Source organism: Bradyrhizobium sp. HKCCYLRH3099 (assembly GCF_051167855.1).
Taxonomy (GTDB): Bacteria; Pseudomonadota; Alphaproteobacteria; order Rhizobiales; family Xanthobacteraceae; genus Bradyrhizobium.
The window spans coordinates 17,093-34,865 of record NZ_JBNPTW010000027.1; the positions used below are offsets into that span (position 1 = coordinate 17,093).

19 protein-coding genes are annotated in these 17,773 nt (G+C 65.3%); 10 read left to right on the forward strand and 9 right to left on the reverse strand.

Annotated features, from left to right (window positions below):
• Positions 1-388 precede the first annotated feature (388 nt).
• From ACQR1Y_RS32840 to flaF, 3 genes are all read left to right on the forward strand, one after another.
• Complete coding sequence (locus ACQR1Y_RS32840) at positions 389-1,939, forward strand: flagellin (RefSeq protein ID WP_434879756.1); 1,551 nt, start codon at positions 389-391, stop codon at positions 1,937-1,939.
• Between the two features lie 230 nt (positions 1,940-2,169).
• On the forward strand, positions 2,170-3,747 hold the full coding sequence (locus ACQR1Y_RS32845) for a flagellin (RefSeq protein WP_434860917.1): 1,578 nt from the start codon (positions 2,170-2,172) through the stop codon (positions 3,745-3,747).
• Between the two features lie 358 nt (positions 3,748-4,105).
• Complete coding sequence (gene flaF / locus ACQR1Y_RS32850; RefSeq protein ID WP_434860918.1) at positions 4,106-4,471, forward strand: flagellar biosynthesis regulator FlaF; 366 nt, start codon at positions 4,106-4,108, stop codon at positions 4,469-4,471.
• A 298-nt stretch (positions 4,472-4,769) separates the two neighbouring features.
• Here flaF and ACQR1Y_RS32855 read toward each other — a convergent pair whose 3' ends face one another.
• From ACQR1Y_RS32855 to ACQR1Y_RS32870, 4 genes are all read right to left on the reverse strand, one after another.
• Entirely contained in the window at positions 4,770-5,156 is a 387-nt protein-coding gene (locus ACQR1Y_RS32855; RefSeq protein ID WP_434879755.1) for a hypothetical protein, read from the reverse strand.
• Between the two features lie 211 nt (positions 5,157-5,367).
• The gene (locus ACQR1Y_RS32860; protein ID WP_434860920.1) at positions 5,368-5,853 is read right to left on the reverse strand and encodes a hypothetical protein; all 486 of its coding nucleotides are present in this window, start codon (positions 5,851-5,853) and stop codon (positions 5,368-5,370) included.
• Positions 5,854-5,909: 56 nt separating this feature from the next.
• Entirely contained in the window at positions 5,910-6,299 is a 390-nt protein-coding gene (gene flgJ, locus ACQR1Y_RS32865) for a flagellar assembly peptidoglycan hydrolase FlgJ (protein WP_434879754.1), read from the reverse strand.
• Positions 6,299-7,423 (reverse strand): flagellar basal body P-ring protein FlgI, encoded by a 1,125-nt coding sequence (locus ACQR1Y_RS32870; RefSeq protein WP_434860922.1) that lies wholly within the window; start codon positions 7,421-7,423, stop codon positions 6,299-6,301. Before ACQR1Y_RS32870 ends, flgJ begins: the two co-directional genes overlap by 1 nt.
• 270 nt (positions 7,424-7,693) lie before the next feature.
• Between ACQR1Y_RS32870 and ACQR1Y_RS32875 the strand changes: the two genes are divergently transcribed.
• Positions 7,694-8,107 carry a flagellar assembly protein FliX gene (locus tag ACQR1Y_RS32875; RefSeq protein WP_434860923.1) on the forward strand — a complete coding sequence of 138 codons (414 nt, stop codon included), beginning with the start codon at positions 7,694-7,696 and terminating at the stop codon, positions 8,105-8,107.
• Between the two features lie 5 nt (positions 8,108-8,112).
• Here ACQR1Y_RS32875 and ACQR1Y_RS32880 read toward each other — a convergent pair whose 3' ends face one another.
• Entirely contained in the window at positions 8,113-8,487 is a 375-nt protein-coding gene (locus ACQR1Y_RS32880) for a winged helix-turn-helix transcriptional regulator (protein WP_434860924.1), read from the reverse strand.
• Between the two features lie 143 nt (positions 8,488-8,630).
• Here ACQR1Y_RS32880 and ACQR1Y_RS32885 point away from each other — a divergent pair, with 143 nt between their 5' ends.
• The 5 genes from ACQR1Y_RS32885 (at position 8,631) to ACQR1Y_RS32905 (ending at position 14,281) form a co-directional block, all read left to right on the forward strand.
• Positions 8,631-9,242: an NAD(P)-dependent oxidoreductase gene (locus ACQR1Y_RS32885; protein ID WP_434860925.1), complete on the forward strand. Its 612-nt coding sequence runs from the start codon at positions 8,631-8,633 to the stop codon at positions 9,240-9,242.
• Between the two features lie 228 nt (positions 9,243-9,470).
• Positions 9,471-9,836 (forward strand): RNA polymerase-binding protein DksA, encoded by a 366-nt coding sequence (gene dksA / locus ACQR1Y_RS32890; RefSeq protein ID WP_172114412.1) that lies wholly within the window; start codon positions 9,471-9,473, stop codon positions 9,834-9,836.
• Between the two features lie 246 nt (positions 9,837-10,082).
• Positions 10,083-12,191: a sensor histidine kinase gene (locus ACQR1Y_RS32895; protein ID WP_434879753.1), complete on the forward strand. Its 2,109-nt coding sequence runs from the start codon at positions 10,083-10,085 to the stop codon at positions 12,189-12,191.
• A gap of 107 nt (positions 12,192-12,298) precedes the next feature.
• Positions 12,299-13,327, forward strand: coding sequence for an SDR family oxidoreductase (locus tag ACQR1Y_RS32900; RefSeq protein ID WP_434879752.1), 1,029 nt, complete (start codon positions 12,299-12,301; stop codon positions 13,325-13,327).
• Between the two features lie 162 nt (positions 13,328-13,489).
• Positions 13,490-14,281 carry a 2-keto-4-pentenoate hydratase gene (locus tag ACQR1Y_RS32905; RefSeq protein ID WP_434879751.1) on the forward strand — a complete coding sequence of 264 codons (792 nt, stop codon included), beginning with the start codon at positions 13,490-13,492 and terminating at the stop codon, positions 14,279-14,281.
• Positions 14,282-14,334: 53 nt separating this feature from the next.
• Here the strand turns inward: ACQR1Y_RS32905 and ACQR1Y_RS32910 are convergent, their stop codons facing one another.
• Both ACQR1Y_RS32910 and ACQR1Y_RS32915 read right to left on the reverse strand, forming a co-directional pair.
• Positions 14,335-14,628 carry a helix-turn-helix domain-containing protein gene (locus tag ACQR1Y_RS32910; RefSeq protein WP_434879750.1) on the reverse strand — a complete coding sequence of 98 codons (294 nt, stop codon included), beginning with the start codon at positions 14,626-14,628 and terminating at the stop codon, positions 14,335-14,337.
• Positions 14,628-14,963, reverse strand: coding sequence for a type II toxin-antitoxin system RelE/ParE family toxin (locus ACQR1Y_RS32915; protein WP_434879749.1), 336 nt, complete (start codon positions 14,961-14,963; stop codon positions 14,628-14,630). The genes ACQR1Y_RS32910 and ACQR1Y_RS32915 overlap by 1 nt, the downstream gene beginning before the upstream one ends.
• Before the next feature lie 262 nt (positions 14,964-15,225).
• Here ACQR1Y_RS32915 and ACQR1Y_RS32920 point away from each other — a divergent pair, with 262 nt between their 5' ends.
• Positions 15,226-15,474: a hypothetical protein gene (locus ACQR1Y_RS32920; RefSeq protein ID WP_434879748.1), complete on the forward strand. Its 249-nt coding sequence runs from the start codon at positions 15,226-15,228 to the stop codon at positions 15,472-15,474.
• Between the two features lie 444 nt (positions 15,475-15,918).
• Here the strand turns inward: ACQR1Y_RS32920 and flgH are convergent, their stop codons facing one another.
• Together flgH and flgA are read right to left on the reverse strand one after the other, a co-directional pair.
• Complete coding sequence (gene flgH / locus ACQR1Y_RS32925; protein ID WP_434860931.1) at positions 15,919-16,698, reverse strand: flagellar basal body L-ring protein FlgH; 780 nt, start codon at positions 16,696-16,698, stop codon at positions 15,919-15,921.
• Positions 16,699-16,703: 5 nt separating this feature from the next.
• A complete protein-coding gene (gene flgA, locus ACQR1Y_RS32930) occupies positions 16,704-17,771 on the reverse strand; it encodes a flagellar basal body P-ring formation chaperone FlgA (protein ID WP_434879747.1) in 1,068 nt (355 codons plus the stop codon).
• Between the last annotated feature and the right edge of the window lie 2 nt (positions 17,772-17,773).

Consider the following 17,773-nt stretch of genomic DNA (forward strand, 5'->3'; position numbering starts at 1 on the left):
TCTGTTTCTCCGTTGCCGCGGTCGGCGCGGCGCCGAACCTGCTCCGTCGAGACCGGGTGATCAGCCCGGCTGCTGGTGAAGTCGCGCGGGGAGTCTGCGCGCTCGATCGGTCGGCGCGCACCAATCCTTTCCCAACATGGTTAACAGCCGGTAAACGGCCGCGCCCGCCGGGCAAATATGAGGTGTTTTCAATGGTATCCGCCGCGAATCAGTTCGCGGCGCCGCGCCGATCATGGTTTGCGGGAGGTGCATCCGCCGCCGCCACTTCACCCTTTGTTAGCCACTGCCATTTACCTTGATCCCGTCGCCCGCTGGTGAGTTCAACCACGGGCTTCGCTCGGATCCTGAATGGATCGGGCAGTTTGTTTCACACCAGAAGGGTATGAAAATGTCAGGTATTGTTCTCTCGGCGTCGGTGCGTCAGAATCTGCTCTCGCTTCAGTCGACGGCTCAGCTCCTCGCCACCACCCAGAACAATCTCTCCACGGGCAAGAAGGTCAACTCGGCTCTCGACAATCCGACCAACTTCTTCACCGCCCAGGGTCTCGACAACCGCGCTTCCGACATCTCCAATCTGCTCGATGGCATCGGCAACGGCGTGCAGGTTCTGCAGGCCGCCAATACCGGCATCACCTCGCTGCAGAAGCTCGTCGACAGCGCCAAGTCGATTGCCAACCAGGTGCTGCAGAGCTCGGTCGGCTACTCCACCAAGTCGAACGTGGCGTCTTCGGCGCTGACCGGCGCAACCGCCAGCGATCTGCTGGGCTCGAGCGCGAGCTCGGCGACCGGCACGGTCGTGAACAACGACAACACCTCGAGCGCCTCGGCGATCACCGGCTCGACCAAGCTGTCCGGCACGGCAGGCACCGCGTCGAACAACCTGGCCTCCAGCATCACCTCCGGTGAAACGCTGGTCGTCAACGGCACCACCTTCACCTTCGTCACCGGCACGACCTCGACCGGTACCAGCATCGGCATCGGCGACAGCGTCTCCAACCTGCTGTCGGCCATCTCGACGCAGGCCGGTGTCACCGCCTCGCTCAGCGCGGGCGCGATCACGCTGACGGCTCCGGCCGCAGGGTTGACCGTCTCGGGCAGCTCCGGCACCTTGGCGAAGCTCGGTCTGTCGACAATCGGCGACGGTCTGGCTGGCCAGACGTTGACGATCGCGGCAACCGGCGGAGGTACGGCAACGAACATCACGTTCGGGCTGGGGACAGGACAGGTCAAGTCGCTGAACGATCTGAACACCAAGCTTGCGGCCAACAACCTGCAGGCGGCGCTCGACTCGGCCACGGGCAAGATCACGATCTCGACCACCAACGATGCGGCGTCGTCGACGATCGCGACCCTCGGCGGCTCGGCCACGCAGACCGGCGGCATCTTCAACGGCGCCACCGTGGCGGCTCCCGTTGTCGACTCCACCGCGCAGTCCCAGCGTGCAAGCCTGGTCGCGCAGTACAACAACGTGCTCGCGCAGATCAACACCACCGCGGCTGACGCCTCGTTCAACGGCGTCAACCTGCTCAACGGCGATACGCTGAAGCTGACGTTCAACGAGAACGGCAAGTCGACGCTGTCGATCACCGGTGTCACGTTCAACACGACCGGTCTCGGTCTGTCGAACCTGACCGCGGGGACTGACTTCCTCGACAACAACTCGGCGAACAAGACGATCAACCTCCTGAACACGGCAAGCTCCACGCTGCGCTCGGAGGCGTCGACGCTGGGTTCGAACCTCTCGGTCGTGCAGATCCGTCAGGACTTCAACAAGAACCTGATCAACGTTCTGCAGACCGGCTCGTCGAACCTGACGCTCGCCGACACCAACGAGGAAGCGGCCAACAGCCAGGCGCTGTCGACCCGCCAGTCGATCGCGGTGTCCGCGCTGTCGCTCGCCAACCAGTCGCAGGCCAGCGTGCTGCAGCTTCTCCGCTAAGGTACGGCGTTCTCACACAAACATCGGAAGCGGCGGGGGAAACCCCGCCGCTTTTTTTGCGCCTGATCCGGCCGCCCGGACCGTATCATTACGGCTCCTGGACACGGGATGAGGGCATAGGGAAGGGTGGCAACCAGTCGTTAAGCAAGAAATTTAAAGCGCCATTAACCATGTTTTAAAAGTACCTGTACTAAAACCGCCTGGTGAATAACTAGGAAGGTTTCACACACATGTCCGGTATTGTTCTCTCGGCTTCGGTTCGCCAAAACCTGCTGGCGCTGCAAAACACTGCATCGCTGCTGGCCACGACTCAAAACAACCTGGCCACGGGCAACAAGGTCAACACGGCGCTCGACAACCCCACCGAATTCTTCACCGCGCAATCGCTCAACAACCGTGCGAGCGACATTGCGAACCTGCTCGACAGCATTGGTAACGGTGTCCAGGTTCTCCAGGCCGCGAATACCGGTCTTACCTCGCTCCAGAAGCTGGTCGACAGCGCCAAGTCGATCGCGAGCCAGGTCCTCCAGGCCCCGACGGGCTACACCACCAAATCGAGCGTGACCTCCGCGGTCATTCCGGGCGCCACGGCCAACAACCTGCTCGGCAGCTCGTCGAACAAATTCGCGACGGGCACAGTCGTCAACAACGACAATCTCAGCACCGCCGTCGCCATCACCGGCACGACCCGGCTGTCGGGCACCGCGACCTCCACGTCGAACAATCTCGCAACCGGCATCACCACGGGCGACACGCTGACCGTCAACGGCGTGGTGTTCACCTTCGTCGCCGGTTCGGTCTCGGCCGGAACCAACATCGGCGTCGGCGATACGGTCAGCAACCTGCTGGCTGCGATCGACTCGGTGACCGGCGCCAGCGCAACGCCGTCCTCGGTGTCTGGCGGCGCCATAGCCATTGCCACAGGTACGGCGCAGGATCTCACTCTTGGTGGCACAGCGCTGGCGAAGCTCGGATTGAATTCCGTCGGCAGCCCAGTTACTCGAAATCCACCGGCGCTGACAGGCCAGACGCTGACCATCGCTTCGACAGGAGGCGGCGTAGCGACGAACATCACATTCGGCACAGGCGCCTCGCAGATCTCGACCCTGGCCCAGCTGAACACCGCGCTCGCGGCCAACAACCTGCAGGCGAGCCTCAGCACGACGGGGCAGCTGACGATCCTGACCACCAACGAGGCGGCATCGTCGACGATCGGCGCGGTCGCCGGCTCCTCCACGACCGTGGGCGCGGCGTTCAACGGCGTCACCGCCTCGGGGCCGGTGGCCGACACCAACTCGCAGACCACCCGTGCAGGCCTGATCGCGCAGTACAACAACGTGCTGGCGCAGATCAACACCACCGCGCAGGACGCGTCCTTCAACGGCATCAACCTGCTCAACGGTGACACGCTGAAGCTGACGTTCAACGAGACCGGCCGGTCGACCTTGAACATCACCGGCGTGACGTTCAACAGCACCGGTCTCGGCCTGTCTTCGCTGGTGGTCGGAACCGACTTCCTCGACAGCAACTCAGCCAACCAGGTGCTGTCGACGTTGAACACCGCATCGACGGCGATCCGCTCCGAAGCCTCGTCGCTCGGTTCGAACCTCTCGATCGTGCAGATTCGTCAGGACTTCAACAAGAACCTGATCAACGTGCTGCAGACCGGTTCGTCGAACCTGACGCTGGCCGACACCAACGAGGAAGCGGCCAACAGCCAGGCGCTGTCGACCCGCCAGTCCATCGCGGTCTCCGCACTCGCGCTGGCCAACCAGTCGCAGGCCAGCGTGCTGCAGCTGCTGCGCTAAGCGATCAGCTTCATCAAGCGTCTCAAGCGGCGGGCATGGCCCGCCGCTTTCGTTTTCGATCTCGCTGGCGAGTTGTCCGCAAATCTTGCGCGGTGGTGGAGGAGCGGGTTGCGCGATGAGCTTGCGCGGCCGCATTCGCTGTTCGATATCGTGATGACCTCGTCGCGAATGCGTTCTGGAAATTTTGACGGCATGCGTTCGTCACACGTTAAGACGTGCTGCAAGCACGGCTTTTTTGCGGTGTTCCGTGACGCGATGATGCCAATTCCGCTAACGCCCGCTAACCATATTTTAAAGGCACTCAACGTACAAAATCCGGGCAGTTTGGTCGTGTCCCCGCGTCAGTCCGGAGTAGTTGATGTCATATGCCGCTCAAGCTTATGCCCGTACGTCGCAGACGACGGCGTCACCACGGGAGATCGAAGCTCAGGCATTGTTGAAGGCCGCGCGGCAGCTGCAGGAAGTGCAAGCGAACTGGAACGGTCCCGACCGCAACATGTACAAGGCGCTGCTGTTCAATCGTCGTCTGTGGACGATTTTCATGAGCGCCATGGAGATGGACGACAATCCCAACCCGATGGACATTCGCCAGAACATCGCCAACATCGGCGTGTTCGTCATGAAGCAGACCATCGAGATGCAGATGGATCCGGATCCGGCGAAGCTGAAGTCGCTGATCGATATCAACTGCCACATCGCAGCCGGCCTGTCGGGCCGCAGCTGAAGCGATCCATCGCCGGGCAGGGCCGCTCGATTGAAGGCCCCTCCATCATGTAAGCCGAGCGTGCTCGGCATTGCGAATGATCCGCTCGAGTGCGCCGTGGCTCTCTATCCGCTCGCATGCAGCCAGCGGAGCGACCGATGCGCCGGCAAGCCGGCCCGATCAGCCGAGCTCGCAATTCGTTTGCTTCTTGAAAAAAGCGCTGGTCCCGGCATTCGACATTCTGCCGGTCGACACAATGACGCCGCCCGGTTGGGCGGCGTGCAAGCGGCAGCGATCGATCTAGCGGACCGACAGGGACTCAGGCCGTGCGGTCGGTGGCGGTGACGCGCGGCACGTCGGCCTTCTGCAGATCCTTCTGCAGGTCGAGCGTGTTGAAGTAGGCCCGCCGCCGCAGCACGGCTTCGTCCGGATATTGCGCGACGACCTGGTCGGTCTTGCGGTTGACGACCTGGAACACCAAAGCGGCGGCAGCGCGATCGTAATAGGCCTGGCGCGACACCGAGAGGTCGTTGGGGACATTCGTCGGAATGTCGTTTCGCACGGGCACGCCGGGCTCGGCCGCGGTCACGGTCTGGCTCGGAGGAAGGTCCGTTGGAACAGCGCTCACCACCGCCGGGCTCGACGGTTGGACTATCGGGACGGACGCAGGCGCCCCCACCGGTCTCACGCTGAAATCGGAACTCATGGCAGCCTCCTCATGGCCATCGAGTCAATTCCCTACCCATCCCGTTGGCAACTATGCCGATGACCAATCAACGTTATGTTAGGAAATAGGATGAACGGCGCGTTGTGATTCGGCCGGGGGTTTTAAGATTATTCGACCGTAAACGACGCGAGCCGCGCGGCCCGTTCGGGGCGGCGCGGCTCGGCCGGGGATCACCGGGCGCTTGGGAGGCTCAGAGCGTCCGGCTGACGGCGAGCGGGGTCAGATGGCGGGCGCCCGGCGTGGCGCGGCGGCCGCCGGCCGTGTAGGTGCTCGGGACATTCCTGCGCTGAACCTCGGCATTGACGCCGCGCACCACCTTTTCCGAAATGGCGTGCGCGGTCGCGAGCACCGTCAGGTTCACCTGCAGCATCGCGCGGAAGGTGTCGTGATGACGGTGCAGAGTGCCGAGCAGCTCCGGCGCCGTCTGCTTCATGAAGGCCTGGCTGGCCTTGAGGCGGCCCACCGTGGTGACGTAGTGCCGCGACAGTTCGGTCTTGCGCGGTCCGAACGCCATGCCTTCGCTCAGCTTGCCGGCGCGCACCAGCTCGGTCTCCTGCTCGATGACCGCGATCAGCTCGCTCATGACGCTGACCATCTCGTCGGCGAGCGCGCGTGCCTCCGCGGCGGTCGCGGCTGCGGTGTAGGTCGTCTTCTTCGCCTGGCCCTGTACGGTCATTCATAACTCCCTTCGGCGTGAGCCTTTCGCGGCCCACGCGCTTGTCACGCGAACATCTACGCTTTGCCGTTGCTGCCGGCGTTGCTGTTGCCGGCCTGTTGCAGGATGAGGGTGCGGAAGACATCGTTGGAAATGCCGACGCCGCCTGCCTTGGCGAAATTCTTGGAATATTGCTCGGTCAGCATCGAACGCCAGACGCCGGTGCCGGGCGTGTCGCCGAACGGACCTTCGCCCTTCACGCCGTTGGTCATCTGCGAGAACATGCTGTTGAGGAACATGGCCTCGAAGTCGGTCGCGGTCGACTTGGCCTTGGCCTGGGCCTTGGGCGAGACCTTGGTCAGGGCTTCCGCGAGATCGAGATCGGTGCGCGGCGTCGTGATCGCCGCGGCCCGGGGCATCGCGAGCGCGACGCGGCCGTTGTAGGAGTCGACGAAGGAGGTGGCCATCACATCACCTCGATGTCGGCTTCGATCGCACCGGCGGCCTTGATGGCCTGCAGGATGCTGATCAAGTCACGCGGTCCGATGCCGAGGCCGTTGAGGCCGTCGACGAGCTGCTGCAGCGAGACGCCATCCTTCACCACCGCGAACTTCTTGCCTTCCTCGGTGACGCCGACGCTGGTCCGCGGCGTGACCACGGTGCGGCCGCGCGACAGCGGGTTGGGCTGGCTGACCTGCGGGCTCTCGGAGATCGTCACGGTGAGGTTGCCCTGCGCCACGGCGACGGTGGCGACGCGGACGTCGCGGCCCATCACGATGATGCCGGAGCGCTCGTCGATGACGATCTTGGCGGCAAGATCCGGATCGACCTGCAACTGTTCGATCTCGGTCAGGAAGGCGACGACGTTGCCCTTGAACTCCGGCGGAACGCTCAATTGCACCGTCGAGGGGTCGATCGGCTCGGCGGTCTTGACGCCGAGGAAATCGTTGATGGCCGCCGCGATGCGCTTGGCCGTGGTGAAATCGGCGTTGCGCAGCGCCAGGCGGACGTTGGGCAGCCGGTTCAGCGCGAACTCGATCTCGCGCTCGATGATGGCGCCGTTGGCGATGCGGCCGACCGTCGGCACGCCGCGCACGATCTTGGCCGCTTCGCCCTCGGCCTGGAAGCCGGAGATCGCGAGCGAGCCTTGCGCGACCGCGTAGACGTTGCCGTCGGCGCCGAGCAGGGGGGTGACGAGCAGGGTGCCGCCCTGCAGGTTCTTGGCGTCGCCGAGTGCGGACACCGTCACGTCCATCCGCGTACCCTGGGTGGCGAAGGGCGGCAGGTTGCCGGTCACCATCACGGCCGCGACGTTGCCGGTGCGGATGGTGGCGCCGCGAATGTTGACGCCCATCCGCTCGAGCATCGCCTGGAGCGACTGCTTGGTAAACGGGATGTTGTTCAGCGTATCGCCGGTGCCGTTGAGGCCGACCACAAGGCCGTAGCCGATCAACTGGTTCTGGCGCACGCCTTCGATATTGGCGAGATCCTTGATCCGCGACGTCGCATGCGCGGACATGACGGTAGAGGCCAGCGCCAGCATGGCGGCGCAAGCGGCCTGAAACAGGCGCGTAGATCGGACGCGTCGCATCCTATGCTCCCCTCGAACTCTGCAGGTGATCAGGTGGCCACTCCCATGACCGCATGATCGGCGTTAACTATGCGAGGGCCGTGCCAGCGCGATGCTCTGGGCTAACTCATTGATAGATTGTGAAATCGATCGCGCGCCTTGTCACGATCCCGGGCTATTCCGGAGGAACGAAGCTGCCGCCCCGGCAGAATTTGCCGGGCCATTTACGCACCGTTAACCACGACGCGGCCAATCTCCGCACCGACACGCAGAGCTTGCGGGGAGAGACCGATGCGCATCTATGGACCGAACGGCACGACGCTGAATACGTCGACCAGCTCCACGCGTAAGACGTCCTCCGGCGGCTTCAAGCTGCCAGACATCGGCACCACGCAGGACACGCGCGCGACACTCGCGCCGAAGCAGACCGCCAATATCGACGCGCTGCTGGCGTTGCAGGGCATCGAGGAGGATCCGGCCGAGCGGCGCAAGCGCTCGGTCCAGCGCGGCAAGCGCGCTCTGGACGTGCTCGACGATCTCAAACTGTCGCTCTTGTCCGGCAAGCTCGACACCACGATGGCGCTGCGGCTGCGCGATGCGGCGGCCGAGCTGAAGCAGACCTCCGGCGACACGCGGCTCGATGCGATCCTCTCGGAGATCGAACTCCGCGTCGAGGTCGAGCTCGCCAAGGCGGGACAGGGCTGACGCGACTAAGCGGCCTTCGACGACGCTTGCGCGTCGTAGCGCCGCTGTGCGGCCATGACGTCCTTCAGATGCTGCTCGGCCCAGTCGCGCAGGGGATCGACCGCGGCAGCCAGGGTCAGTCCAAGCGACGTGATCGAATATTCAACCGTCACTGGAACGGTTGCGATCGCGCGCCGTCGCACCAGGCCGTCGCGCTCCAGGCTCTTCAACACTTGCGAGAGCATCTTCTGCGAAATGCCTTCAATGGCCCTGCGCAACTGATTGAAGCGCAACGGTTCGTTGCGCAGCAGGATCAGGATCAGCACCGCCCATTTGTCGCCGACGCGATCGAGGATCTGACGGGTGGGGCAGTCGGCCGAATAGACGTTCGCGGCTCTCATCGGTTACTCCGGCGTGACCAGGTGATCTCAGAGTGCTCTCTTAACACCAGCGTTCATTCCGCTATCTAGTCACTATCGGATACTGGGACGCCTCGTCCAGAGCCTCGGGTCCGGATCGTGAATCTCGAACAGAGGAGTTTCGAATGAAGATCGCCGTTGCCGGCGCGTCCGGCCGTGCCGGATCCCGCATCACAGCCGAGCTGGCCAGCCGCGGCCATCAGGTCACCGGCATCGCCCGGAACCCGGACAAGATCGAAAAGCACGCCAACGTCACCGCCGTGAAGGGCGACGCCAACGATCGGGCCGAACTGGCGCGGATCTGGAAGGGCCATGACGTGGCGATCAGCTCCATCCATTTCTCCGCCAGCGATGTCGAGACCCTGATCGGGGCGGCCAGGGATTCCGGCGTATCTCGTTACCTCGTGGTCGGCGGCGCCGGCTCGCTGGAGGTCGCACCCGGCGTGCGGCTGGTGACCACGCCGGGCTTTCCTGCCATCTACAAGGCCGAGGCGGAGAAGGGGGCGGCGTTCCTGGATCGCCTTCGCCAGGAGACCGAGCTCGACTGGACCTTCCTGTCGCCGTCCGCAATGATCGATTTCGGCGCCCGAACGGGCAAGTTCCGGCTCGGAACGGACCAGTTGCTGGTCGATGCCGAAGGCAAGAGCTTCATCACCTTCGAGGACTTCGCGGTCGCAATGGCCGACGAAATCGAGCGTCCGGCGCACCGGAGGGCCCGTTTCACGGTCGGCTATTAGCCTCCCCGGAGCCGTCCCGCCGGGCAGGGCCGAATTTGTCTGTGCAACCGGCCGACCGGCGGGCGGTCCGTGCCGATGGAAATATTGTCTGTCACATGAGGCCGCTATATAACGCGGCCGCGAACGGGCGTATTCCGTCCGCCGGTGCCGAGACCGGCGCCAGCACGTACAGATGGGCTGACCTTGGAAAAGTTGAAGAACTACAAACCTTCCGAAAAAGAGCCTTTCATGAACGAACGCCAGCGCGAGTACTTTCGCGCCAAGCTGCTGGCATGGAAGGAGGAGATCCTGCGCGAATCGAAGCTCACCCTGCAGGCTCTGCAGGAGGAGAACGTGAACCATCCCGACCTCGCCGATCGCGCGTCGTCGGAGACCGACCGGGCGATCGAGCTTCGCGCCCGCGACCGCCAGCGCAAGCTGATCTCCAAGATCGACGCCGCGCTCCAGCGCATCGAAGACAACACCTACGGCTATTGCGAGGAGACCGGCGAGCCGATTTCGCTGAAGCGGCTCGAAGCCCGTCCGATCGCCACGCTGTCGGTGGAGGCGCAGGAACGCCACGAAAAGCGTGAAAAGGTCTATCGCGACGAGTAGTCGCGGCGCTGACCTGACCGAGCCTGGACTGCGGCCGCCCGCCGGGAGCGGCCGCATCTTCGAGCATTGGCTGAAGTGCCGGGGACGCGCCAGCGGCTTTGGCGCTGAGGGCCGGCCTCACTGTTGACGCGACCTCGGTTGCGGGGCCGGACACTGTCGTTCCGCAGATCATCCCGTCCTTTCAGGAACTTTTCGCGTTTTGCGGAATTGGTGGCCGTTCCGATCAGGAACTCGCCGCGGGGGATCATGCGCGAGCTGGACAGACCGGGGACCTTGCTTGGCGGCGTGCTCGTCACGGCGCAGCGTTGCTATGGGGCCCTGACCATCAAAGGCCGCCTGCTGTTGCTGGCCGGAATTCTGTTCCTGCCCTGCGTCGGGCTGATCGCCTATGTCATCGCCTCCATGCAGCAGTCGGCGGACGGCTCGATCCGGCGCGGTCTGTCCTATGCGGCACAGACCATCTCCGGAGCCGTCGACGCCGAGCTGCGGCGCTATATCGCGCTGGCGGAGGTGCTGGCGAAGTCGCCGGACCTCGCTGCCGCCGACCTCACGGATTTCGAAGCGGAGGCGCGCCGGGTCGGGCTGGTGACCGGGGACGGCTGGATCATTGTGTCTGACGCGAGCGGCCGGCTGCTGCTCAACACGCTCGCGCCTCCGGGCAAGCCGCTCGGCGAGCGCACGCCGGAAGGCCGGCGCTCGCAGGAGCGCGCCTTCGCGACCGGACGGCCCTCCATCTCCGACCTGTTCACGGGGCCGAACTCGGGCGAGTGGGTGGCGACCGTCGATGTCCCCGTGTTCAGGGACGGCAAGCCGTTCCGCTGCCTGTCGATCGCCATGCCGGCCGCGAGCTATACGCGGCTGCTGGCGCAGCAGCAGTTGCCGGCCAACTGGCTCGTCGGGATCATCGACAGCCAGGGGCGCTACGTCTCGCGCATCCCGAAGAACGCGACCTCCACCGGCCAGCCGGCATCGGCAGGTTGGCGCGCCCATGCCAGGGTCGAAGGGATCGCCGAATTCCCCTCGATCGAGGGGGACAGCATCATCAACGCCAATGCGCATCCCCAACTGAGCGACTGGACCATCGGCGTCGGCATCAAGCAGGGCGCCTTTGCCGAAGCGGTCTCTTCCACCGTGAAGACCGCGACCATCGCGGCGACGAGCATCTGCGCGCTGGCGCTGTTGCTGGCCGCGGGCATCGCCAGCAGCATTGCGCGCCCGCTCGACAGCATCGCCCGAAAGCGCGCCATCCCCGGCGAGGCCGCGCCCTCCGACCCGCCGGAGGTCCGCGCGCTCAACGCACGGCTGGCCGCGGCGGAAAAGGCGCAGGCCGAAAGCGAGCGCATCATTCAGGATAACTTCCGGATGCTCGCCAAGGCGAGGGACGACGCGTCGCGAACTGCCGAGCAGCTCAAGCTGGCCGCCAAATATGGGCGGCTCGGGACTTTCATCTGGGACGGTCGCTCCGGGACCAGCCAATGGTCCGACGAGATCGAAGAGCTCTATGGCCTCGCGCCCGGCACGTTCCCCGGCACCTATGATGACTGGCTGGCGCTGGTCCATCCCGAGGACCGGGCGCGCGCCGACCGGGACAACAAGCGGGCGCTGATCACCGGCAAGCTCGACTCCGAATGGCGCGTCGCGCTGCCGGATGGCAGCCTGCGCTGGATCGAGGGCCGGGCCCGACTGCTGCGCGGCGACGGCGGCGCCGACCTGATGATCGGCGTGAACATCGACGTGACGGCGGCCAAGGAGGCGGACCGCAAGCGCGATCTGCTGGTCCACGAATTGGCTCACCGCGTCAAGAACAGCCTGGCCGTGGTGCAGTCGCTGGCGCATCAGCTGCTGCCGCGGCACGACGCCAAGGTCCGCGATTTCACCTTGCGCCTGCACGCGCTGGCGACGGTTCACACCAGCCTGGCGGAGAACGACTGGCAGGGCGCCGACCTCGCCGCGCTCGTCGCCGGCCAGGTGGCGCCGTTCGTCAGTGCGCGCGAACAGCTCTCGACCAGCGGGCCCGCGATCCTGGTGCCCGTCGAGCTGACCACCCAGCTCGCGCTGGTCATCCATGAGATGGCCTGCAATGCAAGCAAGTATGGCGCGCTGACCACGCCGGACGGACGTGTCGACGTCAGCTGGTCGTTGGGACCCGACGCGCTGCACGTTCGCTGGCAAGAGACGGGCGGGCCGCCGGCCCATGAGCCCGCAGTGGTCGGCTTCGGCAGCCGGCTGCTCACCCGCACCGTCAAGCATCTGCAGCGCACCTTCTCCGAGAACGGTCTCATCTGCCAGTTCGAGCTGCCCTGGCTGGATGCGCGCGAGCCCGTTGATGTCGCCGCGGCCGGCAGCGTCACCTGAGCATCGGTGCTCGCTGACATCGCCCTGCCACGTCACCCTGCGATGAGGTTTCGCCGGGATACGAGCGGCGGAGCAGGGCTGATGCAGCTGATCAAGAGACTGTTGCGATGAGCGAGGTTCTCGTCACCGGCGGTTCCGGCTTCATCGCGGTCCACACCATCCTGCAACTTCTGGCCGCCCGGCATCGCGTCCGCGCCACCTTGCGCAGCCTCGATCGCGCAAGCGAGGTCCGGGCGATGCTGCGGCGCGGTGGTACGGCCGATGCCGGGGCGGTCGCGTTCCATGCGGCCGACCTGACCAGCGATGACGGCTGGTCCGCCGCGGCGGCCGGCTGCGACTACGTCCTCCACATCGCCTCGCCCTTGCCGGATTACGTGCCGAGCAACGCGGACGAGCTGATCGTGCCGGCGCGCGACGGCACCTTGCGGGTGTTGCGGGCGGCGCGCGAGGCCGGCGTGAAGCGCGTGGTGCTGACCTCGTCGTTTTCCGCCGTCGCCTATGGCCATCCGCCGCGCACGACACCCTTCGACGAGGCCGATTGGAGCGATCTCGCCGGTCCTGACGTGCAGCCTTACCCGAAGTCGAAAACGCTGGCCGAACGCGCCGCGTGGGATTTTGTCACCCGCGAGGGCGCAGGGCTGGAGCTTGTGAGCATCTGCCCCGTCGCGGTGCTTGGTCCGGTGCTGGGCCCGGATTTTTCGCCGTCCATCGCGCTCGTGCAGGCGTTGATGCAGGGCCGGGCGCCGCTCGCGCCGAAAATCCATCTCGGCCTGGTCGACGTTCGCGACGTCGCCGACCTGCATCTGCGCGCGATGACCGCGCCTTCCGCGAGCGGCGAACGGTTCCTGGCCGTGGCCGGACCGCCGCTGTCGGTGATCGAGATTGCCGCGGTGCTGCGGCTGCGGATGGGCGAGGCGGGACGGCGCGCGCCGCGGTTCGAGATGCCGAACTGGCTGGCCCGCATCGTGGCGCTCGGCGTCCCGCAGTTGCGGGACGTCAAGCCGCTGCTGGGCCTCCGCCGTGCCGCCACCAGTGACAAGGCGCGGCGCCTGCTCGGCTGGAATCCGCGACCGAATGATGAGATCATCATCGCGACCGCGGAGAGCCTCTCGAGGCTCGGCCTGGTGCGGCCGTGATGCAGCTCAAGCATCGTCTCAACCGCGGAGGACGCTTCGAACGCTGCGCGAAGCTGCCGCGCCAGAAGATGAATTGGACGGCAAAAGCTAAGTCGTGACAGACTGTTAACCATAAGATCTGAGAGGCCGCTTCGGGCGGCTGGCAGCCGGAGTTGAACGACCATGGGAGCAGACGACGTCCTGGCCGCCGCACAACTGATCGTGGCGGCCCGCCGCGACAGGACGCCATTGGCGGCGCTGCCGGCTCACCTTCAGCCGAAGGATGAAGCGGCCGGTTATGAGATCCAGCATGAGGTTCACTGGCTGCTCGCAGAGCACGTCGGCGATTTCGCCGGCTACAAGATCGGCTGCACCAGCAAGGTGATGCAGGACTATATTGGCATTCCGCATCCCTGTGCCGGTGGCGTGTTTGCCAGCGGCGTTCACGCCTCGGGCGTGGCGCTGCGCGCGGCCGATTTCGTGCGCGTCGGCGTCGAATGCGAGATCGCGGTGCGGCTCGCCAAGGACCTGCTGCCGCTGGATGCGCCGTTCACGATCGCCCATGTCGGGGACGCGATCGGCGACTGCCATGCAGCCATCGAGATCGTCGATGACCGCTACGTCCAATGGGAGAGCATGGGCGCCCCGACCCTGGTGGCGGATGATTTCTTCGCCGCAGGCTGCGTGCTCGGCCCCGCCGTCCCGCGCGATGCGGCAGGCGACCTCGCCGCCGTGCAGGGCCGTGCCTTCGTGAACGGTGCTCTGGCCGGGCAGGGCACCGGCGCCGATGTGCTCGGACATCCCCTGCATGCGCTTGCCTGGCTCGCCAATCATCTTGCCGCGCGCGGCGACGGGCTCGAGGCCGGGCAACTGGTGCTGACCGGCAGCTTGGTGAAGACCATTTGGCTCAAGCCCGGCGACCGGGTGCGGATGGAGCTGGACGGGCTGGGCGTGGTCGAGGCGGCGTTCGAGTGATGCCCGCGGGCTTCCGATCGAAGGCTGACGACCCCGCCTTTGCTGATCGTGAGCTAGATGAGCTCCATCCGCAGATGACGTCCCACGGCCTTTGCGGCGCGGGCCAGTGTGGCGAGCGTGACGGACTCATTGTCAGGGTCGAGCAGCCGGTCGAGTTGGGCGCGGCTGGTCTCCATGCGGGCAGCCAGCTCCGTCTTGGAGATCGCCTCGCGCTTCATCAAATCTTCGAGTTGTCGCACCAGCACGCGCTTGATCGCCCGCGCCGTGACGGTCTCGTAGAGGCCTTCCTCCTTCAGGAAGTCGTCGAAGGCGGAGCCGACCTTGCCGGTGGTCTTCGGAGTCCGCATCAGGACATGTCTCTCATTCGTTTGATCGCCAGCGTCAGGTCTGATGCCGGCGTCTTCTGACTTTTCTTGACGAAGCCATGAAGCAGGATCATCCGACCGTCGCGCTCGCAGAAGATCACACGAGCGATCCGGCCCTGTGTAAGGTTGCTTCTAACCTCCCACAGTCCATGACTTAAAGGCCGACATAAAGGCAGACCAATCGGCCACGCGAACTCGACATCCTTGATGTCCTCGCCGACGATCCGGCGATCCTCAATCGGCAATTCCTTAAGCCAATCTCGAACCGGCTCCCGACCGGATGCAAGGGTATAAAAGTAGGCCGGCAAACGCTTCATCAGAGTACCATTTTTGGTACGTTTTGCAATTGCAGAGGTTTGCGTTTCAAAAACTGCTCCAATGGAACATATGGAGAACATAATTCGTGGTGGACCGAGCGTCAATGTGCCCGCGGTTCGCTATTCGACCAGCAGTGCTAAACGACATTGGCAACGCGGCCGGAGGTTTTCAGCGCACCCACCCTCTCGGGAAGGGTGGGTAAGCTGGCGAGCCTGGTCTCTTTCAATACGCGAGCGTGTTATCCCCGGAAGCAAGGTGCCCATGAAGATGGTTGGAGAGCGGCCAGATCAGGAAGCCGGGCAAAGCGGGCATGACCAGTTGGCCCGTAGGCTCGACGATGCCTTGCGTCTCTACGGCACCCGCATCCTGGACAATGTCGATCTCGATCGACTCCCGGACCTTAGGTCCCGCGTCGGCGTTGCAGCGAGGGCCATGATGGAGCGCGGCGATGCTCGGGCCTTCGTGATGGGAAAGCGAATGCTGGACCGGCTTGGCATGTCGGTCAGCTGACTTGGCCCTTAGCCAACTACAAAAGCGGGATCCTGCGCGCTCCTTGCACAAGAAACCGAGTGGACAGCAGCTAACTCGCCAGGGGATGCCGGAGCCGGCCTCACCGGCCTGAGGAATGCGGCCGGCCGCCCATAGGGAAGCGCCATCCCCACAAACGAACACGGCCTCCGGCAGGGGAGCTACCGGAGGCCGCGTATACATTACCCGCCGCGCCTAGGTTCGCATTGGGCAATGTGGGAGCTCGTTGCTCGGAAGCGGGGCGGCGGCTGCGAGGTCATCGTCATGACCAGTGTCGCGCTCGGCCAATCCTTTTCCGACCCTCCCGAGGGGGAAGGATTTCGTGGTGAATGATCGTCCTCGTTTCGATGGCCGACGGGGGAGGCGTCGGCGGCCCTCTTGAGCGACCGGGCGAGACCCGCCCGGTCCGTCATGTTCGCGTTCGCCTTAGAACGGCAGCAGGATGTCCATGACCTGCTGGCCGTAGCGCGGCTGCTGGACGTCGGTGATCTGGCCGCGGCCGCCATAGGAGATGCGGGCCTGGGCGATCTTGGTCGAGTCGATCGTGTTGTCGCTCTGGATGTCCTCCGGCCGGACGATGCCGGCCACGATCAGCTCGCGGATCTCGTAATTGACCCGGATCTCCTGCTTGCCCTCCACGACCAGATTGCCGTTCGGCAGCACCTGGGTCACGACGGCGGCGACGCTGGTGGTCAAGGATTCCGAGCGCTGGATGGTGCCCTTGCCGTCGGAGGACGACGTGCCGTCGGCGGTGAGGATGCGGCCGGGCAGAATGTTCTGGCCGGTGGCGCCGAGCGTCTTCGAGCCGATGAAGTCGGTGATCCCCGAGTCTTCCTTGTTGGTGCGGCTGCGCTGGGTCTCGTTGGCGAAATTGGCCTTGTCGGAGATGCTGACCGTGACAGTCAGGAGGTCGCCGACCTGACGGGCGCGCTGGTCCTTGAAGAAGGCGCGCGAGCCGTTGCGCCACAGCGAGTTCGGCGCGTAGGACACGGTCTCGGGCTTCGGCATCGGCATCTGCACCGGCTTGTAGCCCGGCTGCGTGGTCGGATTGTCGATCTCCGTCAGCTTCGGCCGCTCGCCGATCTGGCTGAGGCGGTCGATGGAGGAGCAGCCGCCCGCGACCGACAGCACCGCGAACGACACCGAGATCAGCGCGACCCGCCGCAGCCCCGAAACGCCCTGACCATCAAACTTGAACTTCGACATGAAACTTACTCGGCTTTCGGAGTGGCGGAGGAGGGAAGGCGGCTGGCGACGGAGACGGGGGCTGCGATCTCGGCCTCGGAGGTCTGCGCCGGTTTGGCGACGGCGATGTCGACCGAGACCTGGCCGCGCCCGGTGACGCGGCCGGTGATGGTGCGCTTGGACTGCAGGTTGAGCACGCTGACGACGTCGCCCTCGGTGCCCGATTCCAGCGCCTTGCCGCGCGTGGTCAGATAGATGCCTGCGGTCTGGTAGATCAGCGTGACGGCCTGGTCGCGCTGCACCAGGTCCGGCTTGGCGAGATCGGTAGTCTTCAGCGCCTGGCCGGCGCGGGCGGGGCGACGCATCTGCATGCCGACCGCGAGCTCGCGCGAGGCCGGCTCCGCGCCGCCAAGCTCGGCGCGCGGCCGCCGCTCGACCTGCAGGTCGCCGGAACGGATCATCTCGTTGCGGTCAATGTTGCGCGTCAGCACGACAGCCTCGACGGTCTCGATCGCGACACCGCTGTAGCGCAGCTTGGTGGGGCTGGCGCCGTTGCCATGAGCGAGCTCGAAGCTGATGTCGAAGCGGCCGCTGCGCGGATCGAAGCGGACGTTGGTCGGCGCCAGCGGGCCGCTGCTCGACGCGTCGAACTTCAGGTCCTGCACCGGCTGGTCGAAGCTGATGCTCAGGTTGGCCGCATCACCAAGTCCGTTGCGGTGATCGAGCGCCTGGGCGACGGCCGTGCTGATCTCCTTGGCGTCGACGGCGCGGGCCAACCGGGTGACCGCGACCTCCTTGATGTCGCGGACCTCGACGCCGATGACCTGGTGCGTACGCAGCGTCGCGATCACCTGCGCGGCCGGCAGCACGCCGGTGGTGCCGAGATCGGGCGCGCGATACACGGCGACGTTGGCGGCGACGCCTGCGTTGTCGATCAGGTCGCCGACGCGGACGATGTCTCCGGTGACATTGACGCTGGCGCGCAGCACGGGCGCCTTGATCTGGTTGTCGGCCTCGCCGGCGAAGGCCTGGAGCGCGGTCGAGGCGAGCAGGGCGGCGGCGAGCAGGATGGGACGGGCGGTGCGGGTCATCATGA

What these genes read in the sequence shown, in the direction of transcription:
- ACQR1Y_RS32840 (WP_434879756.1), top strand. Translation starts at nt 389, where the DNA reads ATGTCAGGTATTGTTCTCTCGGCGTCGGTGCGTCAGAATCTGCTCTCG.
- ACQR1Y_RS32845 (WP_434860917.1), top strand. Translation starts at nt 2,170, where the DNA reads ATGTCCGGTATTGTTCTCTCGGCTTCGGTTCGCCAAAACCTGCTGGCG.
- flaF (WP_434860918.1), top strand. Translation starts at nt 4,106, where the DNA reads ATGTCATATGCCGCTCAAGCTTATGCCCGTACGTCGCAGACGACGGCG.
- ACQR1Y_RS32855 (WP_434879755.1), bottom strand. Translation starts at nt 5,156, where the DNA reads ATGAGTTCCGATTTCAGCGTGAGACCGGTGGGGGCGCCTGCGTCCGTC.
- ACQR1Y_RS32860 (WP_434860920.1), bottom strand. Translation starts at nt 5,853, where the DNA reads ATGACCGTACAGGGCCAGGCGAAGAAGACGACCTACACCGCAGCCGCG.
- flgJ (WP_434879754.1), bottom strand. Translation starts at nt 6,299, where the DNA reads ATGGCCACCTCCTTCGTCGACTCCTACAACGGCCGCGTCGCGCTCGCG.
- ACQR1Y_RS32870 (WP_434860922.1), bottom strand. Translation starts at nt 7,423, where the DNA reads ATGCGACGCGTCCGATCTACGCGCCTGTTTCAGGCCGCTTGCGCCGCC.
- ACQR1Y_RS32875 (WP_434860923.1), top strand. Translation starts at nt 7,694, where the DNA reads ATGCGCATCTATGGACCGAACGGCACGACGCTGAATACGTCGACCAGC.
- ACQR1Y_RS32880 (WP_434860924.1), bottom strand. Translation starts at nt 8,487, where the DNA reads ATGAGAGCCGCGAACGTCTATTCGGCCGACTGCCCCACCCGTCAGATC.
- ACQR1Y_RS32885 (WP_434860925.1), top strand. Translation starts at nt 8,631, where the DNA reads ATGAAGATCGCCGTTGCCGGCGCGTCCGGCCGTGCCGGATCCCGCATC.
- dksA (WP_172114412.1), top strand. Translation starts at nt 9,471, where the DNA reads ATGAACGAACGCCAGCGCGAGTACTTTCGCGCCAAGCTGCTGGCATGG.
- ACQR1Y_RS32895 (WP_434879753.1), top strand. Translation starts at nt 10,083, where the DNA reads ATGCGCGAGCTGGACAGACCGGGGACCTTGCTTGGCGGCGTGCTCGTC.
- ACQR1Y_RS32900 (WP_434879752.1), top strand. Translation starts at nt 12,299, where the DNA reads ATGAGCGAGGTTCTCGTCACCGGCGGTTCCGGCTTCATCGCGGTCCAC.
- ACQR1Y_RS32905 (WP_434879751.1), top strand. Translation starts at nt 13,490, where the DNA reads ATGGGAGCAGACGACGTCCTGGCCGCCGCACAACTGATCGTGGCGGCC.
- ACQR1Y_RS32910 (WP_434879750.1), bottom strand. Translation starts at nt 14,628, where the DNA reads ATGCGGACTCCGAAGACCACCGGCAAGGTCGGCTCCGCCTTCGACGAC.
- ACQR1Y_RS32915 (WP_434879749.1), bottom strand. Translation starts at nt 14,963, where the DNA reads ATGAAGCGTTTGCCGGCCTACTTTTATACCCTTGCATCCGGTCGGGAG.
- ACQR1Y_RS32920 (WP_434879748.1), top strand. Translation starts at nt 15,226, where the DNA reads ATGAAGATGGTTGGAGAGCGGCCAGATCAGGAAGCCGGGCAAAGCGGG.
- flgH (WP_434860931.1), bottom strand. Translation starts at nt 16,698, where the DNA reads ATGTCGAAGTTCAAGTTTGATGGTCAGGGCGTTTCGGGGCTGCGGCGG.
- flgA (WP_434879747.1), bottom strand. Translation starts at nt 17,771, where the DNA reads ATGATGACCCGCACCGCCCGTCCCATCCTGCTCGCCGCCGCCCTGCTC.